General features: G+C 71.0%; 20 protein-coding genes. 11 read left to right on the forward strand and 9 right to left on the reverse strand.

Annotation, left to right across the window (positions count from 1 at the left end; translation table 11 throughout):
• On the reverse strand, positions 1-545 hold a 545-nt coding region (locus AB0C02_RS27345; protein ID WP_357551814.1), incomplete at its 3' end, for a transposase.
• A gap of 220 nt (positions 546-765) precedes the next feature.
• Here AB0C02_RS27345 and AB0C02_RS27350 point away from each other — a divergent pair.
• Entirely contained in the window at positions 766-1,497 is a 732-nt protein-coding gene (locus AB0C02_RS27350) for a phosphatase PAP2 family protein (RefSeq protein WP_357551815.1), read from the forward strand.
• Positions 1,498-1,555: 58 nt separating this feature from the next.
• Here the strand turns inward: AB0C02_RS27350 and AB0C02_RS27355 are convergent, their stop codons facing one another.
• Positions 1,556-2,596: a LacI family DNA-binding transcriptional regulator gene (locus tag AB0C02_RS27355; RefSeq protein ID WP_357551816.1), complete on the reverse strand. Its 1,041-nt coding sequence runs from the start codon at positions 2,594-2,596 to the stop codon at positions 1,556-1,558.
• A 165-nt stretch (positions 2,597-2,761) separates the two neighbouring features.
• Here AB0C02_RS27355 and AB0C02_RS27360 point away from each other — a divergent pair, with 165 nt between their 5' ends.
• From AB0C02_RS27360 to AB0C02_RS27405, 10 genes are all read left to right on the forward strand, one after another.
• Positions 2,762-4,084, forward strand: a complete 1,323-nt coding sequence (locus tag AB0C02_RS27360; RefSeq protein ID WP_357551817.1) for an extracellular solute-binding protein — start codon at positions 2,762-2,764, stop codon at positions 4,082-4,084.
• A complete protein-coding gene (locus AB0C02_RS27365) occupies positions 4,085-5,065 on the forward strand; it encodes a sugar ABC transporter permease (RefSeq protein ID WP_357551818.1) in 981 nt (326 codons plus the stop codon). It abuts the gene before it with no gap.
• The gene (locus tag AB0C02_RS27370; RefSeq protein WP_357551819.1) at positions 5,062-5,916 is read left to right on the forward strand and encodes a carbohydrate ABC transporter permease; all 855 of its coding nucleotides are present in this window, start codon (positions 5,062-5,064) and stop codon (positions 5,914-5,916) included. The genes AB0C02_RS27365 and AB0C02_RS27370 overlap by 4 nt, the downstream gene beginning before the upstream one ends.
• On the forward strand, positions 5,913-6,746 hold the full coding sequence (locus AB0C02_RS27375) for a TIM barrel protein (protein ID WP_357551820.1): 834 nt from the start codon (positions 5,913-5,915) through the stop codon (positions 6,744-6,746). Before AB0C02_RS27370 ends, AB0C02_RS27375 begins: the two co-directional genes overlap by 4 nt.
• Complete coding sequence (locus AB0C02_RS27380) at positions 6,743-7,921, forward strand: Gfo/Idh/MocA family oxidoreductase (RefSeq protein WP_357551821.1); 1,179 nt, start codon at positions 6,743-6,745, stop codon at positions 7,919-7,921. The genes AB0C02_RS27375 and AB0C02_RS27380 overlap by 4 nt, the downstream gene beginning before the upstream one ends.
• A complete protein-coding gene (locus tag AB0C02_RS27385; RefSeq protein WP_357551822.1) occupies positions 7,918-8,778 on the forward strand; it encodes a sugar phosphate isomerase/epimerase family protein in 861 nt (286 codons plus the stop codon). The genes AB0C02_RS27380 and AB0C02_RS27385 overlap by 4 nt, the downstream gene beginning before the upstream one ends.
• 92 nt (positions 8,779-8,870) lie before the next feature.
• Positions 8,871-9,017: a hypothetical protein gene (locus tag AB0C02_RS27390; RefSeq protein ID WP_357551823.1), complete on the forward strand. Its 147-nt coding sequence runs from the start codon at positions 8,871-8,873 to the stop codon at positions 9,015-9,017.
• Positions 9,018-9,610: 593 nt separating this feature from the next.
• Positions 9,611-10,075, forward strand: coding sequence for a peptide-methionine (R)-S-oxide reductase MsrB (gene msrB / locus AB0C02_RS27395; protein ID WP_357551824.1), 465 nt, complete (start codon positions 9,611-9,613; stop codon positions 10,073-10,075).
• A 103-nt stretch (positions 10,076-10,178) separates the two neighbouring features.
• The gene (locus AB0C02_RS27400; protein ID WP_357551865.1) at positions 10,179-11,162 is read left to right on the forward strand and encodes a sigma-70 family RNA polymerase sigma factor; all 984 of its coding nucleotides are present in this window, start codon (positions 10,179-10,181) and stop codon (positions 11,160-11,162) included.
• Positions 11,163-11,219: 57 nt separating this feature from the next.
• A complete protein-coding gene (locus AB0C02_RS27405) occupies positions 11,220-12,062 on the forward strand; it encodes a nuclear transport factor 2 family protein (protein ID WP_357551825.1) in 843 nt (280 codons plus the stop codon).
• Between the two features lie 8 nt (positions 12,063-12,070).
• On the opposite strand, the gene AB0C02_RS27410 is transcribed toward AB0C02_RS27405, so the two are convergent.
• From AB0C02_RS27410 to AB0C02_RS27440, 7 genes are all read right to left on the reverse strand, one after another.
• Positions 12,071-12,982 carry a GNAT family N-acetyltransferase gene (locus tag AB0C02_RS27410; RefSeq protein WP_357551826.1) on the reverse strand — a complete coding sequence of 304 codons (912 nt, stop codon included), beginning with the start codon at positions 12,980-12,982 and terminating at the stop codon, positions 12,071-12,073.
• 93 nt (positions 12,983-13,075) lie between these two features.
• Entirely contained in the window at positions 13,076-13,753 is a 678-nt protein-coding gene (locus AB0C02_RS27415) for a hypothetical protein (RefSeq protein ID WP_357551827.1), read from the reverse strand.
• Complete coding sequence (locus AB0C02_RS27420; RefSeq protein ID WP_357551828.1) at positions 13,750-15,180, reverse strand: hypothetical protein; 1,431 nt, start codon at positions 15,178-15,180, stop codon at positions 13,750-13,752. Before AB0C02_RS27420 ends, AB0C02_RS27415 begins: the two co-directional genes overlap by 4 nt.
• A gap of 35 nt (positions 15,181-15,215) precedes the next feature.
• The gene (locus tag AB0C02_RS27425; protein ID WP_357551866.1) at positions 15,216-15,896 is read right to left on the reverse strand and encodes an ATP-binding cassette domain-containing protein; all 681 of its coding nucleotides are present in this window, start codon (positions 15,894-15,896) and stop codon (positions 15,216-15,218) included.
• A gap of 62 nt (positions 15,897-15,958) precedes the next feature.
• Complete coding sequence (locus AB0C02_RS27430) at positions 15,959-16,681, reverse strand: hypothetical protein (RefSeq protein WP_357551829.1); 723 nt, start codon at positions 16,679-16,681, stop codon at positions 15,959-15,961.
• Positions 16,682-16,695: 14 nt separating this feature from the next.
• The gene (locus AB0C02_RS27435) at positions 16,696-17,241 is read right to left on the reverse strand and encodes a sigma-70 family RNA polymerase sigma factor (RefSeq protein WP_357551830.1); all 546 of its coding nucleotides are present in this window, start codon (positions 17,239-17,241) and stop codon (positions 16,696-16,698) included.
• Positions 17,242-17,306: 65 nt separating this feature from the next.
• Entirely contained in the window at positions 17,307-19,004 is a 1,698-nt protein-coding gene (locus AB0C02_RS27440) for a tetratricopeptide repeat protein (protein ID WP_357551831.1), read from the reverse strand.
• Positions 19,005-19,064 lie beyond the last annotated feature (60 nt).

Here is a 19,064-nt window from a genome sequence, read left to right on the forward strand (position 1 = left end):
ACGGGTGGCAGCGGTGCCACGGCCGGGTCCTCGACCAGGATGGACACGAACCAGCGGCCGGCGGCGTCCCGGGACACCGTCACCGTGGACGGCTCCGCTCCTTCGGGCAGGGGCCTCGACCACACGATGTCCAACGGGCTGCTCATCTTGGCCAGAGTGAGCCGGCCGTCACGCCAGCGGAACGCCGAGCGGGTGAACTCCGCCGACACCCGCGACTTGCGCTTGGACTTGAACCTCGGATACCGGGACCGCTTGTCCCAGAACGCCACGAACCCGGCCTGCAAGTGCCGCAACGTCTGCTGCAACGGCACCGACGACACCTCGTTTAGAAACGCCAACTCATCGGTGCGTTTCCACTCGGTCAGCCACCCGGAGGACTGCACATACGAGGTGCGCTGCCGATCAACCACCCACGCCCGGGTACGGGCCTCCAACGCCCGGTTGTACACCAGACGCACACACCCGAAGGTGCGGCCCAGCAGCTCAGCCTGTTCAGGCGACGGGTAAAAGCGGTACTTGTACGCCCGCTTCACCACCTCACCCACGCCCCACATTCTAACAATCGCCCATGTAAGACATACCTTGAGGGGAGGCGGCGGCGTTTCCTCCCGACCGTAAACGGCCGGATTTCCACGCCGCAATTCTGATGACACGGCTCAGCTCAGGGGTGAGGTGCGTCAGCGACGCGATCGTCACGCGCTACCGTCGACCCGTGTTGATCGACGAACGGATCCTGGTACCGGGCGACAGCGGGCTGTTGGTGGCATGACGGCACGGTCCTGGCTGGCTGCCCGCCTCGCACCCGGTGGCGCATTCGGTCTGTGGATCACCGTCAGTTTCCTGATGATCGCCGCCGCCGGGTGGGGGCTGGGCGAACTCGCCGACAGTGTGCGGGAGAACGACGACCTGGCCGCTGGCGATGCTGCGGCGACCGCCTGGGTGGTCGCGCACCGGACCGGGTGGCTCACCACCGCGCTGCGGGTGGTCACGGACCTTGGCGGGATCTGGATGGCTTTGCTGTTGATCGCCGTCGCGACCTTCGGCATGCCGTTGCCCGGCCCTCGGTGGCGTACGGCGGGGCTGATGGTGCTGGTCACCGGCGGCACCAGCACGCTGGTCAACGGCGTGAAACTGTTGATCGCCCGGCCCCGCCCGACGCTGCCGGACATGATCGCCGGAGCGAGTGGCTTCTCCTTCCCGTCCGGGCACAGCGCGCAGGCGGCCGCGGCGTACGCGTCGCTGGCGTACCTGGCCTGCCGGCGCTGGCCGGTGCCGGCGGTGCGGGTCTCAGCCTGGCTGGGTGCCGGACTGGTCGTGCTGCTGGTCGGCTTCTCCCGGCTGTATCTGGGGGTGCACTGGCTCACCGATGTCCTGGGCGGGTATCTGCTGGCCGCAGCCTGGACGACCACAGTCTGGACGGCCTTCCGGCTCGCCACCGCCCAACGGCAGGGTTTTGGGCGAGGGCGGGCAGCCAGCCGGCCAGCGCCGGAAGGTTGACCGAGTAGGCCGCACCGTAGCCGGGGACGGGCACGAGGTCACCGGGCGGCAGCCCGATCTACAGTCGTGGGGCCTGCCCGCTGGACTGCCGGACGGTGAGATGCGTCGGCAGGATGATGCGCCGGCAGCTCGCCCGCACCGCCGGATTTTCCAGATTCTCCAACAGCATCGAGACCGCGACTCGGCCAGCCTGCTCGATCGGCGCGGTGAGCGTGGTCAGCGGAGGGCTGCAGAAGTCGGCGCCGAAGATGTCGTCGCAGCCCACGACGCTGATCTCGCCGGGGACGTCGACACCGCGTTCGGCCAGCCGCCGCAGAATGCCGATCGCGAGCAGGTCGTTGAAGGTGACGCACGCGGTGGCGCCGGTGTTCAGCAGCGCGTCCGCGGCGGCCGACCCGCAGTGGCGGGACACGCCGAACGGTCCGATGCGGTCCGCGGAGAGGCCGTGCCGGGCCATGCCGGTTCGCAGCGCCCGCCAGCGGGCCTCGTTGGCCCAAGAGGACGGCGGACCGGTGACGTAGGCGACGTGCCGGTGGCCCAGCGAGACCAGGTGCTCGACGGCCTGCATGACTCCGTCCGGGCTGTCGATGACGACGCTGTGCACCCCGGGGACGTTGCGGTTGATGGTGACGACCGGCAGCTCGGCGGCGATGACGGCGAGGGTCTGCTCGGGTAGGCGGGAGGCGGCGAGGATGACCCCGTCCACCGACCGACGCATCTTGCCCAGCAGATGGTTTTCCAGTTCGGCCGAGTCTTCGGTGTCCATGAGCAGCAGAGCCTGGCCGGCGGCGTGCAGCTGTTGCTGCGCGCCGCGGATGAGCCCGAAGTAGAACGGGTTCGTCGCGTCCGAGACGAGCAGGGCGACGGTGTCGGTACGCCCCGACGACAGCGCCCGCGCCTGCGTGTTGGGGACGTAGTTCAGCTCGCGGGCGGCAGCCTGGATGCGTTCGCGGGTCACCCGATTGACCCGGTCAGGCCGGCTCAGTGCCCGGGACACGGTGGAGGCAGCGACGCCGGTCACGGCAGCGATGTCGTTGATGGTCGCGCGGCCCTCCTGGCGTGCGGCGGCGCGGGAGGGGGGTGCCCCTTCGGGATTCATGCACAGAAGCAGAGCATCCCATGGCAAAAACTGGCAAGCGATTGCCGCCCGGTTTCCACGGTTGTTACCGTCCCATGCACGTTCACCGATGGGTTGATCTCCCCGAGCACCTGGCGATGTGTATCCACACCCTCCCTCTCGGACAGCCACCACCAAGGAGCACAGATGAACGCCACCCGTGCATCTCTCGCGGCGGCCCTGGCCGCCACGATCGCATTACCCCTGACCGCCTGCGACTCCAACACCGCCGCTAACGCTCCGAAGACGCTCAGTGTTCTCGTCTCGGCGAACTCGATCTACCCGAAAGAGCAGAAGCAGTGGTTCGCCGATGTCTCGGCGAAGTTCCAGCAACAGACCGGGGCAAAAATCAGCTTCGAGACCTTCGCCAGCCCCAACGACGAGCTCACCAAGATCCAGACGTCGATGCTCTCCGGGCAGGGGCCCGACGTCTACTCCCTCGGCACCACGTTCACCCCGACTGCGTTCTCCACCGGCGCCTTCGTCAACCTCAGCGCCGACGACTGGACGAAGATCGGTGGCCGGGACCGGTTCGTGCCGGCCACGCTGGGAATCTCCGGGCCGGACGGCACCCAGGAGGTGGGTATCCCCTTCACCAGCCGCCCGTTCGTCATGGCGTACAACAAGGAACTGCTCGCCGCGGCCGGCATCGACCAGCCGGCCACCACCTGGGACGGCCTACGACAGCAGGCCAAACAGCTCACCAAGGACGGCAAGTATGGCATGGCCGTGGCCTACGCCGATGGCTTCGATCCGTGGAAGTTCATCTGGGCGATGAGCATCCAGGCCGGCAACCCGCTGGTCGAGGGCGGCACGGCGCGGCTGACCGATCCGACGACGGTCAAGGCGTACCAGACGTACCTCGGCTGGCTCGCCACTGACAAGATCGTCGACCCGGCGGCGACCGGCTGGAAGAACGCCCAGGCGATCGCGGCGTTCGGCGAGGGCAAGGCCGCCTTCCTGCCGATGGTCTCGGCGACCTCGAAGGTGACCCTGGACCAGTCCGCGGTCGCCGGCAAGTACGCCTACGCGATCATGCCGACCGTACCGCCGGGTGCCAGCAACCTACCCACCGGCGGCGTTGGCGCCACCAGCATTCTCTCTGGCGACAACCTGGTGATCGCCAAGTACAGCAAGAACAAGGACCTGGCGCTGCGCCTGGTGAACATGCTGACCAGCGCCGAGGCGCAGGGAAACTACTACCGCACCTTCGGTGAGCTGCCGACCAACGCGGAAATGGCGCAGAGGCTGGTCGCCGACCCGGCGCTCGCGGCGTTCGTGGACTCCGCGTCGAAGGCGCACGGCACCCCGTTCCACGGCGGGTGGAGCAAAGTGCAACTCGCGCTGGTCAACGTGGTCGTCCAGTCGGTGCCGAACCTCGCCGCCGGCAAGGTCGACGACAAGGCCCTCAACGACCTGATCGCCAAGGCCCAGTCCGAGGCGCAGGCCGCGCTGGACAAGGCGAAGTAGGTGGCCGCCACCGGTTCCGTGACGGCGGACGCTCCGGGCACCGGCAACCCACGCCGGCCCGGGGCGGCCCGCCCGGCCCGGTCGCGGCGCCGCCGGCGAGGCGCCACCGCCGGTGGCGCCGCCCTGTGGCTGCTCGCGCCGGGCGGCCTGCTCACCCTGGCAGTCATCGTCGTGCCGTTCACGGTCGCGCTGATCGTGTCACTGCTCGACCTCGACCAGTACACGTTCCGGCAGTGGCTGTCCGCGCCGTTCATCGGCGCTGGCAACTACGCAGAGGCGCTGAACAGCACGAGCCTGCCGCACGCCATCTGGGTCAGCGGGTCCGCGGCGGTGATCGCGACACTGCTCGCGCTGCCGCTGGGGGTGGCCGCCGCGCTGACCACGCACCTGCCCTTCCGCGGACGGTCGCTGATCCGGTCGCTGTACCTCATCCCGTACGTGCTGCCCGCCTTCGTCGTGGGCACCGTGTGGCGGATCATCCTGCAGCCCGACGGGATCGCCAACCACAGCCTGGCGACGCTGGGCGTCGACGGCGGACTGTGGCTGAACGGGCCGAAGAGCTACCTCGCCCTGATCCTCGTGCAGGCCTGGTCGGGCTGGCCGCTGGTGTACCTGCTGGCTCTGTCCGGCCTGCAGAGCATCGACGACAGCCTGCACGAGGCGGCCGCGCTCGACGGGGCGCAATGGCGGGCGAAGCTGCGCCACGTCGTCTTCCCGCTGCTGCGCCCCTCGGTCTCGCTGGCCGCGATCATCTCGCTGCTGCACATGGTCAACAGCTTCACCCTGCCGTTCGTGCTGTTCGGCGTCCCTAGCCCGCACGACGTGGAGGTGCTGCCGGTGCTGACGTATGTGGAGAGCTTCCAGAACCTGCGATTCGGACTGAGCGCGGCGATGGCCGTGATCTCCCTGGTCCTGATCCTCATCCCGCTGCTGGTCTACCTGCGCACCGTAAGACTCGACCGGCCGGAGGCGACGGCATGAAACCGGTGCTGCGCCTGCTACCGCGACCACTGCAGATCATCCTGACGGTGCTCCTGCTGATCATCGTCGGCGCACCCGTCGGCTACGTGTTCCTCGCCTCGATCAACACCGACCTGGCCGTCGCCGCCGGAGATTTCTGGCCGGAGCAGGTCAGCTTCGGCAACTACGCCCGGATCTGGTCGACGGTGCCGCTCGGCCGAGGGCTGGCCAACAGCCTGCTCGTCGCTGGCACGGTCGCGCTGGCCTGCGCGGTGGTCGCGGTGTTCTCGGCGCACGTCCTGGTGCGGCACGCGTTCCGGGGCCGACGGACCGTGCTGCGCGCCCTGCTGGGCATGCAGTCGATCCCCGGCACGCTGCTGCTCCTGCCGGTCTTCGTGCTCTTCGCGACGATCGGCAACACCCTCGGCGTGCCGGCGATCGGCACCCGATGGTCGCTCTTCGTCACCTACCTCACGTTCGGGCTGCCGTTCTCGACCTGGATCATGGTGACCTACCTGCGGGAGTTGCCCGACGAGCTGATCGAGGCGGCGCGCATCGACGGTGCGGGGACCTGGCAGATCCTGCTGCGCGTCGTGGTCCCGCTGAGCTGGCCGGGCCTGGTCGTCGCGGCGATCTTCGCGTTCCTGCTCGGCTGGAACGACGTCCTGTTCGCCTCGGTCATGACCGACGTGGACACCCGCACCGCGGCGGTCGTGCTCCAGGTCTTCGGCGCGGCGCAGGAGGGCGGAGCGATCCCGCCGTACGGGCAGATGATGGCTGCCGCGCTCGTCTGCGCGGCACCGGTGGTCATCCTCTACCTCGCTTGCCAGCGGTACATCGTCAGTGGACTGACCGCTGGAGGTGTGAAATGACGACGTGGACTTTGTCGGGCTTCGGCGACGAGATCGATCCCGAACCGGCGGTGCAGCTCGCGGTGCTCAGCGCTCTCGGCGCCCGGCACATCGAGGTGCGCAGCGCGTGGGGCACGAACGTGGTGGAGCTCAGCGACACCCAGCTGGACGGCCTGGCGGAAGCCGTCAGCGCACGCGGCATGGCGGTCTCGGCGATCGCGTCGCCCGTCGGGAAGGTCGACGTGACCACCGACGACGGCGGCGAGCTCGACCGGCTGCGTGCCGCCGTGGCAGCCGCCCACCGACTGAGCAGCCGGTACATCAGGATCTTCTCGTTCTACCGCCCGGCGGGGGTCGCCCCGGCCGACATCCGCGACGCCGTGCTGGCGCGGATGCGGGCCTTCGCCGGCCTCGCCGAGGACTCCGGTGTCGTGCTGCTGCACGAGAACGAGAAGGACATCTACGGCGACGTGCCGCAACGGGTCGCCGACATCATCGAGTCCGTCGACTCCCCCGCCCTACGCGTCGCATGGGACAACGCAAACTTCGTGCAGGTCGGGGTCCGGCCCTACGACGACGGGTACGAACTGCTGCGCCCTCACCTGGAGTACCTACAGGTCAAGGACGCTCTCATGGCCACCGCCGAGGTCGTGCCCGCCGGCCACGGCGACGGCCAGCTGCTGCGGACGCTCACCGCGCTGCGCGACGACGGCTACGCCGGATTCGCCTCCCTCGAACCCCACCTCGCCAACCAGCATCACCTCGGCGGGTTCTCCGGCCCTGCGGAGTTCGGCCGGGCGGCGCGCGCGTTCACGAACCTCACCGCCTCGATAGGAGTGCATCTGCAATGACCCGACTCAACGTCGCCATCGCGGGCAGCGGGGTGATCGCCCGCACCCACGCCGGGGCGATCCTGCGCCACCCCGGGCTGCGCCTCGCCGCGCTCGCCGACCCGGACCCGCAGGCCAACGACCAGCTCGCCAGCTGGATCAGCGAGCAGGGCGCCACGCCGCCGGCTCGGTTCGCCTCGCTGGGCGACGCCCTCGCGGCCGAGGCGGCCGACCTGGTGGTGGTCTGCACGCCCAGCGGCACCCACGCCGACCTCGCCGAGCAGGTCCTCGCGGCCGGCGCGCACGTGCTCATCGAAAAGCCCCTCGACGCCTCCCTGCCGGCGGCGCGGCGCATCGCCCGGGCCGCCGCCGATGCCGGGGCCGCCGGTCAGGTCTGCGCGGTGACCTGCCAGCACCGGTTCGACCCGGCGAGCGTCGCGGTCGCCTCCCGCGTACACGCCGGAAATCTCGGACGGATCACCTCGGCTGTGGCCAGCGTGCCGTGGTGGCGAGGCCAGCAGTACTACGACTCCGCGGGATGGCGCGGCACCTGGGAACATGACGGCGGCGGTGCCACCATGAACCAGGGCGTGCACACCGTCGACCTGCTGCTGTGGCTGCTGGGCCACCCCGAGGAGGTGTTCGCCTACACCGGTGCCCTCGCCCACGAGCGGATCGAGGTGGAAGACGTCGCCGCAGCGACCATCCGGTTCGCCGACGGGGCGCTCGCCGTGCTGCACGCCACCACCGCGGCGTATCCGGGCCTGGGCGTGCGGTTGCAGGTACACGGATCGCAGGGTTCCGCGGTGATCCACGACGACCACCTGGAGTACCTCCACACCGCCGGCGGCCCGGACCCGTCCGCGTACGCCGACGGGCCGGACCAGTCCGGCGAGGCCGTGCCGCCATCGGAGTTGCGGGGTGCGGGCAAGCCCGACGACGCCATGGTCACCGGGCACCTGCGGCAGTACCACGACACCGTCGAGGCGATCCTCACCGGCCGGCAGCCGGGAATCACCGCAGCCGACGGAATGCTCGACGTCGCCGTGGTCAAGGCGATTTACCTCTCCGCGCACCTGCACCGTCCGGTGCCGGTGCCGGCCGTGCTCGCCGGCGACTTCGACGACGTCCTCGCCGCCGTCGAGGGCTCCGCAGCCGCGGTGTCGTCCGCCGCGCCGGCTCAGGGGGCGCGATGAAATACGCGGTGTTCACGGCGTCCACGCCCGACTGGACGCCCGAGGAGGCGGTCGCCCAACTGGCTGCGCAGGGCTGGAACGGCATCGAATGGCGCATCACCGACCAGGAACAGGCCCAGCCTCCCGGCTTTTGGACCGGCAACCGGGCGACCATCCCGCTGACCGGGCTGGAAGACGAGTTGCCCCGCGTCGCCGGGATCACCCGAGAGGCGGGCCTGGCGCTGTCCGGGCTCGGCGCGTACGTGCCGGCGGCCGACCACGCCAACGTTGAGCGGGTGCTGGCCGCGGCCGCCACGCTCGGCGCGGGGCGGGTACGGGTGACCATGCCGCAGCTGGGCAACGGCGACTATCGGGAGCTGATGGACGCCACCCGCCGAGACATGGCGTGGATCGCCGACCGTGCGGCCTACCACGGGGTGACGGCGCTGGTCGAGTTGCATCACCGCACCATCGTCGCCTCCGCGTCGGCGGCCATGCGGCTGCTCGACGGCCTCGCCCCGGAGCATGTGGGGGTGATCCACGACATCGGAAACCTGACGATCGAGGGATTCGAGGATCCGCTGGCGGCCTTCGAGATGCTCGGCCCGTACCTCGCCCACGTGCACGTGAAGAACGTCGCGTGGTTGGTGACCGGAACCCGGGCCGACGGCGGCCCGCGCTGGTCGGCCGAGTGGGCGCCGCTACGCGAGGGGCAGGCCGACATCGAGGCATATTTCGCCGCGCTGCGCCGGTTCGGGTATGGCGGGTGGGTGACGGTCGAGGACTTCTCGACCGTCGTGCCACTCGCCGAGCGAACCCGGGACAATCTTGCCTACCTGCGGGAACTGGACCAGCGGGTACGCATACGGGAGGCGTGATTCCACTCAACTCCTTCCCGGCAGTGTGGCGACAGGGGAACTGACGCGCACGCCCTCGAAGCCGGACCGGACCTTCGTATCCTGGCGGCGGCATGGACGAGGACGCGCGCGAGCAGGCGCTGCTCAGCGCCCTGACCACCGAGCATTTCGTGCTTCAAACCTCCCGCAGCGCCACGATCACCGAGTCCGTCGGCCGGGCGACCGTGTTCCTGTCGCTTCGCTGCTGTCCGCCGCGCTGATCGGGTTGGGCTTCGTCTCCAGCAGCGGGCACCTGATCAAGCCGTACCTCGGCGCGGTGCTCCCGACCCTGGTGATCACCGGGCTGCTCACCTTCGGCAGTGCAGAACATGGTGGAGAACTCGCTGGACCTCAAGCGCATCCAGCACATCCGCGCCTACTACCACCGCCAGTTCGCCGGCGAGCACACATTCTTCGCCGACGCGGTGGCCGACGGGGGCGACTTGCAGGCGATCTCGGCGGCGGTGGCCAGCAAGCCCGCTCGCTGGCTGCTGCTGACTACGGCGGCGATAGTTGCCGCGGTCAACGCACTGTTGATCGGCCTGGGCGCGCCCCCGGGTGACCGGAGTGGCCAGCGGATCCGTCACGGTGGCGATCGCACTCGGCGTTGCAGTGGCACTGGTCGCCTTCGCCGCCCAGCTCGCGTACATCAAGCGGTCCTCGATCTGGCTGTCCGGCTGATCGTCGCTGCGCCGGGCGACGACACGACGCCATTGAACTCGCAGATGGTTAGTCCACCTCAGGCGGGGTACGCATTCGACACACGGGTGGAGGCGAAACGTGCACTCATGGCCTATCCGAGAGAGGAACGACGGTGTCCCACGATTATCGCAAAGACCCCGAGACAATTTCTCGGCTGTCGCCGGATCAGTACCGAGTCACCCAGGAAGCTGGGACAGAGCCACCCTTCGCCAACGCCTACTGGGACAACGAGGAGCCCGGCATCTACGTCGATGTCGTGTCCGGTGAACCCTTGTTCGCTTCCAGCAACAAGTTCGACAGCGGTACCGGCTGGCCGAGTTTCACCAAGCCGATCGAACCGAACAATGTGGTGGAACGTCAAGAGTCGAGCTTCGGTATGACACGTACCGAGGTTCGGTCGGCGCATGGGGACAGTCACCTTGGCCACGTGTTTGACGATGGGCCTCCAGAAGCGGGCGGATTGCGCTACTGCATGAACTCGGCCGCACTTCGGTTCATTCCGCGCGACGATCTCGAACGTGAGGGCCTTGGCGAGTACCGCGAACTGTTTGAACAACCGGCCGGGAAGCGACAGTAGGCACCCACGCGTTCGCGTTGTCGGGAGTGCGCGGCAGGCACACGAGCAACTGATCGCCCAGCCGATGCCTGGCGTTGGCCGTGACTGGGTTGAGGCGGGTCGCGTGTGCAAGGGTGAGTCGATGGTCCACGCATCGAACTCCGACCTGTTGCTGGCGGCACGGGCTGGCGACGCGGACGCGTTCACGGCAGTGGTCGGTCCGTTGCGCGGGCAGCTGCACGCTCACTGCTACCGCATGCTCGGCTCTGTCCACGATGCCGACGACGCGGTCCAGGAAACGCTCGTGCGGGCTTGGCGCGCGCTGGGCCGTTTCGAGGACCGCGGTTCGGTCCGGCCGTGGCTGTACCGGATCGCCACCAACCGCTGTCTGTCGATGCTCGATCGACGCGCCCGTCGTGAGCTGCCCGCCGACCTCCATACGGGCGCCGAAGCCGCCTGGCTTGAGCCGTACCCCGACGACCGGGCAGGGCCCGAGGGGCAGGCCCTGGCCAGGGAGAGTCTCGAGCTTTCATTCGTCGCCGCGTTGCAGAGACTGCCCGGCCGGCAGCGTGCGGTGCTGCTGCTGCGCGAGGTGCTCGGCTTCACCGCGCGCGAGGTGGCCGAACAGCTCGACACGAGCGTGGCCGCCGTCAACAGTGCGATGCAGCGCGCCCGCAAGACGCTTGACGCGGGGCTGCCCGCCGTAACCCAGCACGTGACCCTGCGCGAGTTGGGCGAGGTCGCGGTCCGCGATCTGGCCCGGCGGTACGCGGCGGCGTGGGAGGACGGCGACGTTGACCGGATCGTCGCCATGCTCACCGACGATGCGAAATATTCGATGCCGCCGGAGCGGTCCTGGTTCACCGGTCCGGAGGCGATCCGTCGGTTCCTGCTCGACGGTCCGCTGGCGTGCCGGTGGCGCTTCGTGCCCGCCGTCGCGAACGGTCAACTCGCGTTCGGCACGTACCGCTGGGACGACCACCTCGCCGTGTTCGTCCCCGGCGGGCTGGACGTGCTCACGCTACGCCGGCCCGGCATCGCGGAGGTCGTGTCCTTCCTCGACGCGGACTTCGGAGCGTTCGGCCTGCCCGCGAGTCAGCCGCGGTGACGGCACCGCGATGAGTTCGGCCTTCTCGCCGGGTTGTACCGGCGAGAGGAGGCACACATGGATGTGCACAAGGACGACGAGACGCTCATCAGTGACCTCGTCGAGCGATGGGCGGCCGCGATCCGTGCGGGCGACCTGGCGGGCCTGCTCGCCGACCACGCCGATGACATCGTGATGTTCGACGTGCCGCCGCCGCAGGACGGTGTACGGGGCATCGACGCCTACCGCGACACGTGGCCGCCGTTCTTCCGGTGGCTCGACAGCAGTGCGCTCTTCGAGATCGTCCGGCTCGAGGTGACCGCCGGCACCGACGTGGCGTTCGCCCACGCGCTGCTGCGCTGCGGGATGCCGCAGCACCTCTCCCGTCACCCCGACCAGCGGCTACGGGTCACGCTCGGGCTCCGAAAGGAGGACGGCCGGTGGGTTGTCGCGCACGAGCACCACTCCTTCCCCCTCGCCGAGGCCGCCGACACCGCGGCGGTCGAAGAAGAAATCCGGGAACTACACGAGCGGTGGTTCGACCGTACGGCGGCCAAGGACCTCGACGGGCTCATGGCGCACATCGCCGATGACGTGGTGTCGTACGAGCACGAGACGCCGCTGCAGTACGTCGGCCTGGCGCAGGTGCGGCAGGTGTGTCAGCGCGGCCTCGATGCCGGCTCCGGCGAGGTGACCTGGCGGGTGCCCGACCTGACCGTCGCGGCGCGGGAAGACCTCGCCGTGGCATGGGGGCTCAACCAGGTACGGGTCGAAGCGCCGGACGGCCAGGTGGACGAGTTCTGGTCGCGGGGGACTCGCGTGTTCCGCCGCACCGGTGACGGCTGGTCGATGGTGCACCAGCACCTGTCGTTCCCGTTCGATCCGCACACCGGTGCCGCACGCCTCGACCTACAGCCGTGATACCGACGTCAGCGGACGATGACAAGGTTGGCCATGTCGACCACGGGCCGGTAGCCGAGGGCGGCGTAGATCTTGTTCGAGGTCGGGTTCGCCTGGTCGGTGAACAGACACGCCCGCGCGCCGTCGGCCTGGATCCGCCGGGAGACCTCGGCGACCGCGTTGCTGGCCCAGCCTCGCCCGCGCTGGGACGGCGGCGTGTAGACGGGGCCCACCCGCGCCACGCCGAACGACGGTGGGTTCGCCGCGGTGAGGTGTACCGGTTGCCCGGTGTCGTCGGCCCAGAACCACATCCGACCGGCTCGGAGTCGGCGCAGCATCTCGGCACGGTCGGGTACGTCGTGCGCGCTGGCACCGCGCGGGCGCCCCGCCTGTTCGTCGGCATCACCCATGAACGCGGCGAACCACTCAGTGACCAGCTCCACGTCGTCCTCGGTCGCCAGTCGCAAACCACCGGGTACGGGCGCGGGGCGAGCCAGCTCGCCGAGTTCGTGCAGCCGCGTGTGCTGGCTGACCTCGACGCGGCCCCCATGGATCCGGGCCAGCTCGGCAGCGCACAGTTCAACCGCGGGAAGGGCCCCGTTGACGGCGAGGACCTCCTCCCCACGCTCGTGCAACGCGTGGGCCAGGGCCACGGCCGCCTCGTCGGGCATCCGCAGCAGGAACGGCGGGTAGGGCACGAACGGCGCCGTCCGCATCCCGGCGCCGACGACCGCGCCGGATGCGTCCCGGACCACCAACCACCAGTTGCGGTCGGGCTGGGCGATCCCATCGGCCTGCTGCGCCGACAGCCGGTGCGCCACGGTGGTCACGACCGTGCTGACCATCGGGTCGGCGGCCAGGTGGTCGCCCGCTGCGGCAAGGAACTCCCCCGGATCCACGCAGAACTGCAGGCTCGGGCCGGCCATCGAGATTGCGCTCATCCGCGCAAGCTACCCGTCCCAGCGTCCCGTCGGCACGAGGTTATCTGGGGCAACGACCTTGCCGGAGCGACCTCGCCGCGACCGAACGCCCGGCTACGTGCGCGCGACGGAGTCGCGGGCTCCGCGCATCGTGATGAGCACCGTCCCGGCGCCGAACACGAGGCCGGCGCACAGCGCGGCGCCGGTGTCGTCGCTCGGGCGGGCCGGCCAGATCCACGGCGTGGTCAGGGCCGGGCCGTGCCATTGCGTGTACAGGGCGTACACGGCGATCATCAGGTAGACCGTTGGTCCGGTCCAGGCCAGCGCACCGCCGAGCATGGCGGCGCACAGCAGGCCGATGCCGGTCAGCCCGGCCGTGTTGCGCAGCACTTCCAGGGTGCCGCCCGCCAGGTGCGCACCGGTTCCGGCGGCGGCCAGGGCACCGGCGGCGGCTGCGGCCAGCGCCAGGACGGCGCCGAGTCGAAGGATCGGCAGCCACCGGCCCGTTGCGCGTTCCGGTTCACCGAACGGGCTTGCGGTGGTGACCGCGATGGCCGCCGCGCACGCGGTCTCGAATATCAGCGGTAGCTGCAGCGCACCGTAGGCGTCCCAGTGCCAGTGCAGCGCGACCCGCAGCGCAACCGCGCAGGCCGCGACCGCGGCCAGCGCCGCCGAGACCCGGCGGCTGGCCAGGTGCAGACGCGCCATCCGCAGGCCGGGCCGCAGCCGTGGACCCACCGAACCGGCCGGCACCAGCGCGGCCAGCATCTTGCGCGCTCCGCCCCCGGTCATGGCAGCCGCGCCAGGGTAATGTTGCCGGCCCGCAGCGCGGCCAGGTGTTCCACGAGCCAGGCGCGCCGGGCGGCGGCCGGCAGCGCGGCGAAACGCGCGGCCGCGGCAGCGACCTGAGGGTCGGTCTCCGCGTCGACGGTGTTCAGGATGGCCGCCATGACCGCCTGCTGCGCCGGGTCGGCACTGCGGCCCACGCCGACGACGTCGGCCAGAATGTCGCGGCCGATGTTCGTTCGGACGGCGACAACCAGTTCGCTGGAGGTCAGGGTGGGGCCGGGCAGTTGGTTGGGCAAGAGCAGCCGGTACACCGGGCTCGGGCCGCTCATTGGCGGGCCCTCCGCCCGGATGCCGACGCCGTTGCCCGATTCCTGTTCGTATGTTGCGGCGGCCTGGTCGATGCGGATCGGCGCGCCGGGCAGGCCCGCCACCTCGTCGAGCACCGGTTCGAGGGCGGCCGTCACGACGGGGAGGGAGGAGGCGTAGGCGGGGTGCAGGCAGACCGGGATCGGGGGTTGGCTGCAGACCGGGGTGTAGCGGATCGGACGGTCGTCGGCCTTGTCGTGCAGGGCGGAGATGGTGATCATGCCGTGCGCGTCGAGTCGGCCGGTGCCGGCCAGCGCGACGGCCGTTCCGGCCGCAAGCAGTCCGGCCGCCGTGATGGCCGCCGCGCCGCGGCGCAGCCAGCGACCGCCGGAGCCGGCGGGCAGACCCAGGAGGCCCAGCAGGACCGCGGTGAGACCGGCGAGGAAGGCCACCTGGGCGATGGGAAGATCAGGCAGGTAGGGGTGGAAGATCGCGACACCCGCGTCGGGGCCGATCTCCCAAGGACCGGCAACCAGCGGGGAGATCTGCCAGTACGACCGGTCGCCGTGGATGAACTGCGCGCTGAGCTCAAGCGCGAGAAACGCGGCGACCGCGATCAGCGGTGGGGTGAACCGGCTGGGCCGTAGCGCCCCGGCGGCGAACCCGAGCGCGGCGAAGGCCGGCAGGCTCGCCGCGACGACTGCGGCCGGCCACCACAATGGCCCGCCCCAGGCGCCCTGCCAGACGGTGGCGCCGTACAGGGCGCCGACGCAGCCCAGGTAGGCCACGATCGCCCAGCCGGTTGTGGCGGCCCAGGCGGCGAGCTGGCGGATCCAGCGCGGCCGCGCGGTGCCCACCACCAGGTCGGCCATGCCGTGGCGGCCCTCCCGCGACCCCACCCAGGCGGCGGCGCCGACCACCGTCGGCGCGAAGACCGCCACCCCCGTGGCCTGCATGGTCATCGCGCGGACGTTCCACAGCGGCGGGTACGCCATGCTCTGGCGGAAGGTGAGGACCCAGAACAGCACGGCGGCCAGCGGCAGCGTCCACAGCATCGCGTTGCGGCGCACCTCAAGCCGAAGCAGCCGGCCAGCCCCGCCGAGCGGCCGGTGTGCGGCCGGCACCGGCCTGGCAGGTGGTCGCACGGGCGGCGCGGCCGTCATGACCGTGCCTGCGCCAGCATCGCGCTGTATCCGCGCTCCAGCGGGGAATCCCCCGCCGCGCTGGTCCCCTCGGCGCGGGCGGTCAGCTCGCCCGGCGTGCCTTGGAAGACGAGCTTCCCACGGTTCATCAGGCCGACCTGGCTGCAGGCTGCACCGACGTCCTCCACCAGGTGGGTGCTGACGATCACGGTGGCGTGCTGCCCGAGGTCGCGCAGCAGGGCACGGAACGTCACCCGCTGCTCGGGATCCAGCCCGGCTGTGGGCTCGTCCAGCAGCAGCAGTTCGGGTTCGTTGACGATCGCCTGCGCGATCCCCACTCGGCGCAGCATGCCGCCGGAGAGGGTGCGTAGCTTCGCCTTCGCCTTGTCGCCCAGGCCCACCCGCTCGACTGTGGCCGCGACCGCGTGATGGACTCTCGCCGGTGGCATCTCCTTCAGCAGCGCGAAGTACTCGACAAACTCCACGACGGTGAACCGCGGGTAGTAGCCCAGGTTCTGCGGCAGGTAGCCAAGCCGGCGCCGGATCTGTTTCCGCTGGCCGTAGTCGCCGGGATCGCGGCCCAGCAGCCGGATGCGCCCGGACGACGGCGGCAACACCGTGGCCATCATCCGCAACAGCGACGTCTTGCCGGCCCCGTTCGGGCCCAGCAGGCCGAACACTCCGGGTCCGGTCGCCATCGTCACTCCGGCAACGGCCTGCGTCCGGCCGAGCTTCCGGGTCAGATCCGATACCTCGACGTTCATGACATCCCTCTCGGAATTCGAGTCGCAACCAGCACGATCACGGCGCAGCAGGCCGCGAAGGCCAGGTAGGGAAGCACCAGGGCGGTATCGGTGACCGCGGCGGCCAACCGACCGGCGGCTGCCTGCCCGGACAAGACCATGATCACCCAGCCGGCGACGCCCGCCGCCACACCCACGTTCGCCGACTGGGCAACCGTTGCGGTCGCCAGGGCCAGCGCGCACACCGCGGCCATCGGGACCAGCCAACCGAATGTGACCGCCGTGGCAGCCCCCGACGCGGCCGACGCGGCCAGCCCGAGCACGGCGTTCAGGCCGAACACCGCCAACGCCCGGACCAGCAGCACCATCCGATCGCTGACCGCCATGCTGCAGGACAGTTCCCAGGCGGGGTCGATCCCCGGCCCATAGCCGTATGCGATGCCCGCCGCGGCGACGCCCGGTGCGAGAAGAGCCACAAACGGTGTCCCGGTCCCCCGAGTGGCCAGCGCCCCGGCGACCAGCACCACCATGGTGGCGACGACCCACCCGAGCAGCAATGACGGCGTGGTGACCAGCGCCCGCGCCAGGCCGGGCGAGCGCAGCACCCGCGTGGCGAGTCGCTCCAGCGGCCCTGGGCTGCGCCGCCACACCTGCGCGGCCACCCCGAGCCAGACCCGACCCAGGTCGACGTCGCCCGGCACCGGACCAGGAACCGTCGGGCCCCCGCGGTCGTCGGTCACCTCATGACCACCGATCATCGCCCGCCCCCGGCACGCATCGGCCGCAGCGCCACGCGCAGCAGCTGGCGGACCTGGTACGCGCGGCTCTTCACCGTGCCCGTGGGAACGTCCATCAGGTCAGCCACCTCAGCCACCGTCCTGTCCTCGACATACATCAGTCGCCACGTCTCGCGCTGCGGGCTGCCCTCCGGCCCCAACGCCTCGACCGCGTCCGCGAGTTCCACCCGGGACAGTGCCGCCTCCGTCGGATCTGCGGAACGTGGCTCGCGGGCGTCACCCAGGGCGGACAGCAGCACGTCGGGCTGCCCGCGCCGGCGCAACCACAACGCGGCCTGCCGGCGGGCTATCCCCCACAGCCAGCCGCCAGCACCCTCCAGCCGGTAGCCGCCGGCGCCTCGCCAGGCCGCGAGGAACGTCTCCTGGAGCACGTCCTCCACGTCGGCGGCGGGCAGCACCGCCCCCAGCCGTGCGGCCAGCCACGGCGCATGCCGGGAGAACAGTTCCCGCAACGCCGTGTCGTCACCACCGGCCACGGCGGCGATCAGCTCATCGTTGTCCATCGCCTTCACTGTTGCGTTCCGGCGGCAGAAGGTTCACCGATGACGGCGGGTTTTGGCAGCGAACATCAGCCGGCCATGGCGCGACGGCAGCGGGCCAGTTCGGTGCGCAGGTCACGGCGCAGCGCCCGGTCCAGGCCGGGCTGGGCGAGCGCGTGGTCGAAGTCGCGGGCGGCCTCGTCCCACCGGCCCAGCCGCATCAGCGCCGTGCCCCGGTTGTAGTGGGGCACGGGCGCCGCTGACAGCGCCACCGCGTGGTCCAGGTCGGCCACGGCGGCGGCCACGTCACCGCGGTCGAACCGGACGGCGGCCCGGTTCGTCCAGGCCTCGACGAGCTTCGGCTCCACCGCCAGGGCCCGGGTCAGCAGTTCCTCGGCTTCGGCGAGGCTGCCGCGCTCGGAGCGGACCAGCCCGAGGGTGCACAGCAGCGCGGGCTCCTGCGGGGCCAGCGCGAGCCCGGCCCGGGCAGCCGTCTCGGCCGTGTCGAGGGCGCCGCGCTCCAGGTGCAGGTTGACCAGGGCGATCCGGGCGTCGAGGTGCCCGGGGTCGATGGCGAGAACTCGATCCAGGTCCTCCCGCGCCCGCCCGGGGCGGCCCCGCTCCTGCTGCAGCACGGCCCGGTTGTAGTAGGCCTCGGGCAGGTGCGGCCCCAGGCGGATCGCGGTGTCGTAGTCCCGGATCGCGGCCGGGGTCCGGCCCGCCGCCCGGTGCAGGGCGGCCCGGTCCACGTAGTACTCGCAGTTGTCGGGGTCGTGGGCGATCACGGTGTCGAGGTCGGCCAGGGCCTGGGCCGGGTCGCCCAGGGCCAGGTGCACCTGCGCCCGGTTGTGGCGTAGCCGGGCCAGGTCCTGCGGGCGTTCGCCGGGGGCGAGCACCGCCGCCAGCCGGGCCAGCCCGTCGTCGATGAGCCGCAGCGCGCGGGCGGGTTCGCCGGCCCTGCTGTCCAGCAGCGCCAGGCCCTGCTCGTAGAAGACGGTGGACAGCACCCGCTGCTGTGGGTCCTGGAGCTCGGCGGCGAGGTGGAGGGCCTGTTCCAGCCAGCGCCGCGCCTGCGCCGGGTCCTGGTCGGCCGCCGGCAGGTGCCGGGCGTACAGCATGGCGGTGGCGTACGCGGCCGACATGGTGATCTTCGGGTCGTCGGTGGCGGCGCGTGCCTCGTGGTAGAGGTCGAGCGCTTCACTGGCGCGGTCGAGCGCGGCCAGGGCGGTAGCCAGGCCGGTGGTGCACCCCCACCAGTGCCGCAGGTCGCCGTCGGGGGTCACGGTGGCGCGGCCACGCCGGGCGGTTCGGGCCGCGTGGTGGTAGAAGCCGCGGGCCAGGCTGTCGCCCAGGGCCGTACGGATCGCCTCCGGTGCGGGGTCGGCCGTTACCGGCTCGCTGCCGCCATCGCGCAGGTCCAGGCGCAGTGGGTCGGGGCAGCGGCGGCCCAGCGCGTCCAGCAGTTCACGGGTGGTCTCGTCGGCGTTGTCGACGTGGTCGAACCGCACGGTGACCGGGCGCCGGAGCGTGCCCGCCCAGGCCGCCACGAACTCGGTCGCGCCGTAGGCCAGGTAGGCGGTGCGCCGGGCCGGGTGGAACCGGATCGGCTCCTCCTCAGCGGCCGGTCGTGCCGCGGGGTCGATCCGTGGGGCGATCGCGTGCAGTTCGACCTGGTGACGGGACGCCAGGCGGGGCCGGTCGGCGGCGATCCGGCTGAGGAAGGCGGCGACCCCGGCGTACGGCCCGTGGTCGCGGTGGCAGTCGTAACCGCCGAGCTCGCCGGTCACAGCCGGGCCGATGGCCGCAGGGGCGGGCGCCCAGGGCGCCCGCCCCTGCTGGCTGTCACC

This window comes from Micromonospora sp. NPDC048999 (assembly GCF_040649295.1).
GTDB lineage: Bacteria > Actinomycetota > Actinomycetes > Mycobacteriales > Micromonosporaceae > Micromonospora.

What these genes read in the sequence shown, in the direction of transcription:
- AB0C02_RS27405 (WP_357551825.1), top strand. Translation starts at nt 11,220, where the DNA reads ATGGATGTGCACAAGGACGACGAGACGCTCATCAGTGACCTCGTCGAG.
- AB0C02_RS27355 (WP_357551816.1), bottom strand. Translation starts at nt 2,596, where the DNA reads ATGAATCCCGAAGGGGCACCCCCCTCCCGCGCCGCCGCACGCCAGGAG.
- AB0C02_RS27360 (WP_357551817.1), top strand. Translation starts at nt 2,762, where the DNA reads ATGAACGCCACCCGTGCATCTCTCGCGGCGGCCCTGGCCGCCACGATC.
- AB0C02_RS27425 (WP_357551866.1), bottom strand. Translation starts at nt 15,896, where the DNA reads ATGGCGACCGGACCCGGAGTGTTCGGCCTGCTGGGCCCGAACGGGGCC.
- AB0C02_RS27380 (WP_357551821.1), top strand. Translation starts at nt 6,743, where the DNA reads ATGACCCGACTCAACGTCGCCATCGCGGGCAGCGGGGTGATCGCCCGC.
- AB0C02_RS27375 (WP_357551820.1), top strand. Translation starts at nt 5,913, where the DNA reads ATGACGACGTGGACTTTGTCGGGCTTCGGCGACGAGATCGATCCCGAA.
- AB0C02_RS27410 (WP_357551826.1), bottom strand. Translation starts at nt 12,982, where the DNA reads ATGAGCGCAATCTCGATGGCCGGCCCGAGCCTGCAGTTCTGCGTGGAT.
- AB0C02_RS27415 (WP_357551827.1), bottom strand. Translation starts at nt 13,753, where the DNA reads ATGACCGGGGGCGGAGCGCGCAAGATGCTGGCCGCGCTGGTGCCGGCC.
- AB0C02_RS27435 (WP_357551830.1), bottom strand. Translation starts at nt 17,241, where the DNA reads ATGGACAACGATGAGCTGATCGCCGCCGTGGCCGGTGGTGACGACACG.
- AB0C02_RS27350 (WP_357551815.1), top strand. Translation starts at nt 766, where the DNA reads ATGACGGCACGGTCCTGGCTGGCTGCCCGCCTCGCACCCGGTGGCGCA.
- AB0C02_RS27385 (WP_357551822.1), top strand. Translation starts at nt 7,918, where the DNA reads ATGAAATACGCGGTGTTCACGGCGTCCACGCCCGACTGGACGCCCGAG.
- AB0C02_RS27390 (WP_357551823.1), top strand. Translation starts at nt 8,871, where the DNA reads ATGGACGAGGACGCGCGCGAGCAGGCGCTGCTCAGCGCCCTGACCACC.
- AB0C02_RS27370 (WP_357551819.1), top strand. Translation starts at nt 5,062, where the DNA reads ATGAAACCGGTGCTGCGCCTGCTACCGCGACCACTGCAGATCATCCTG.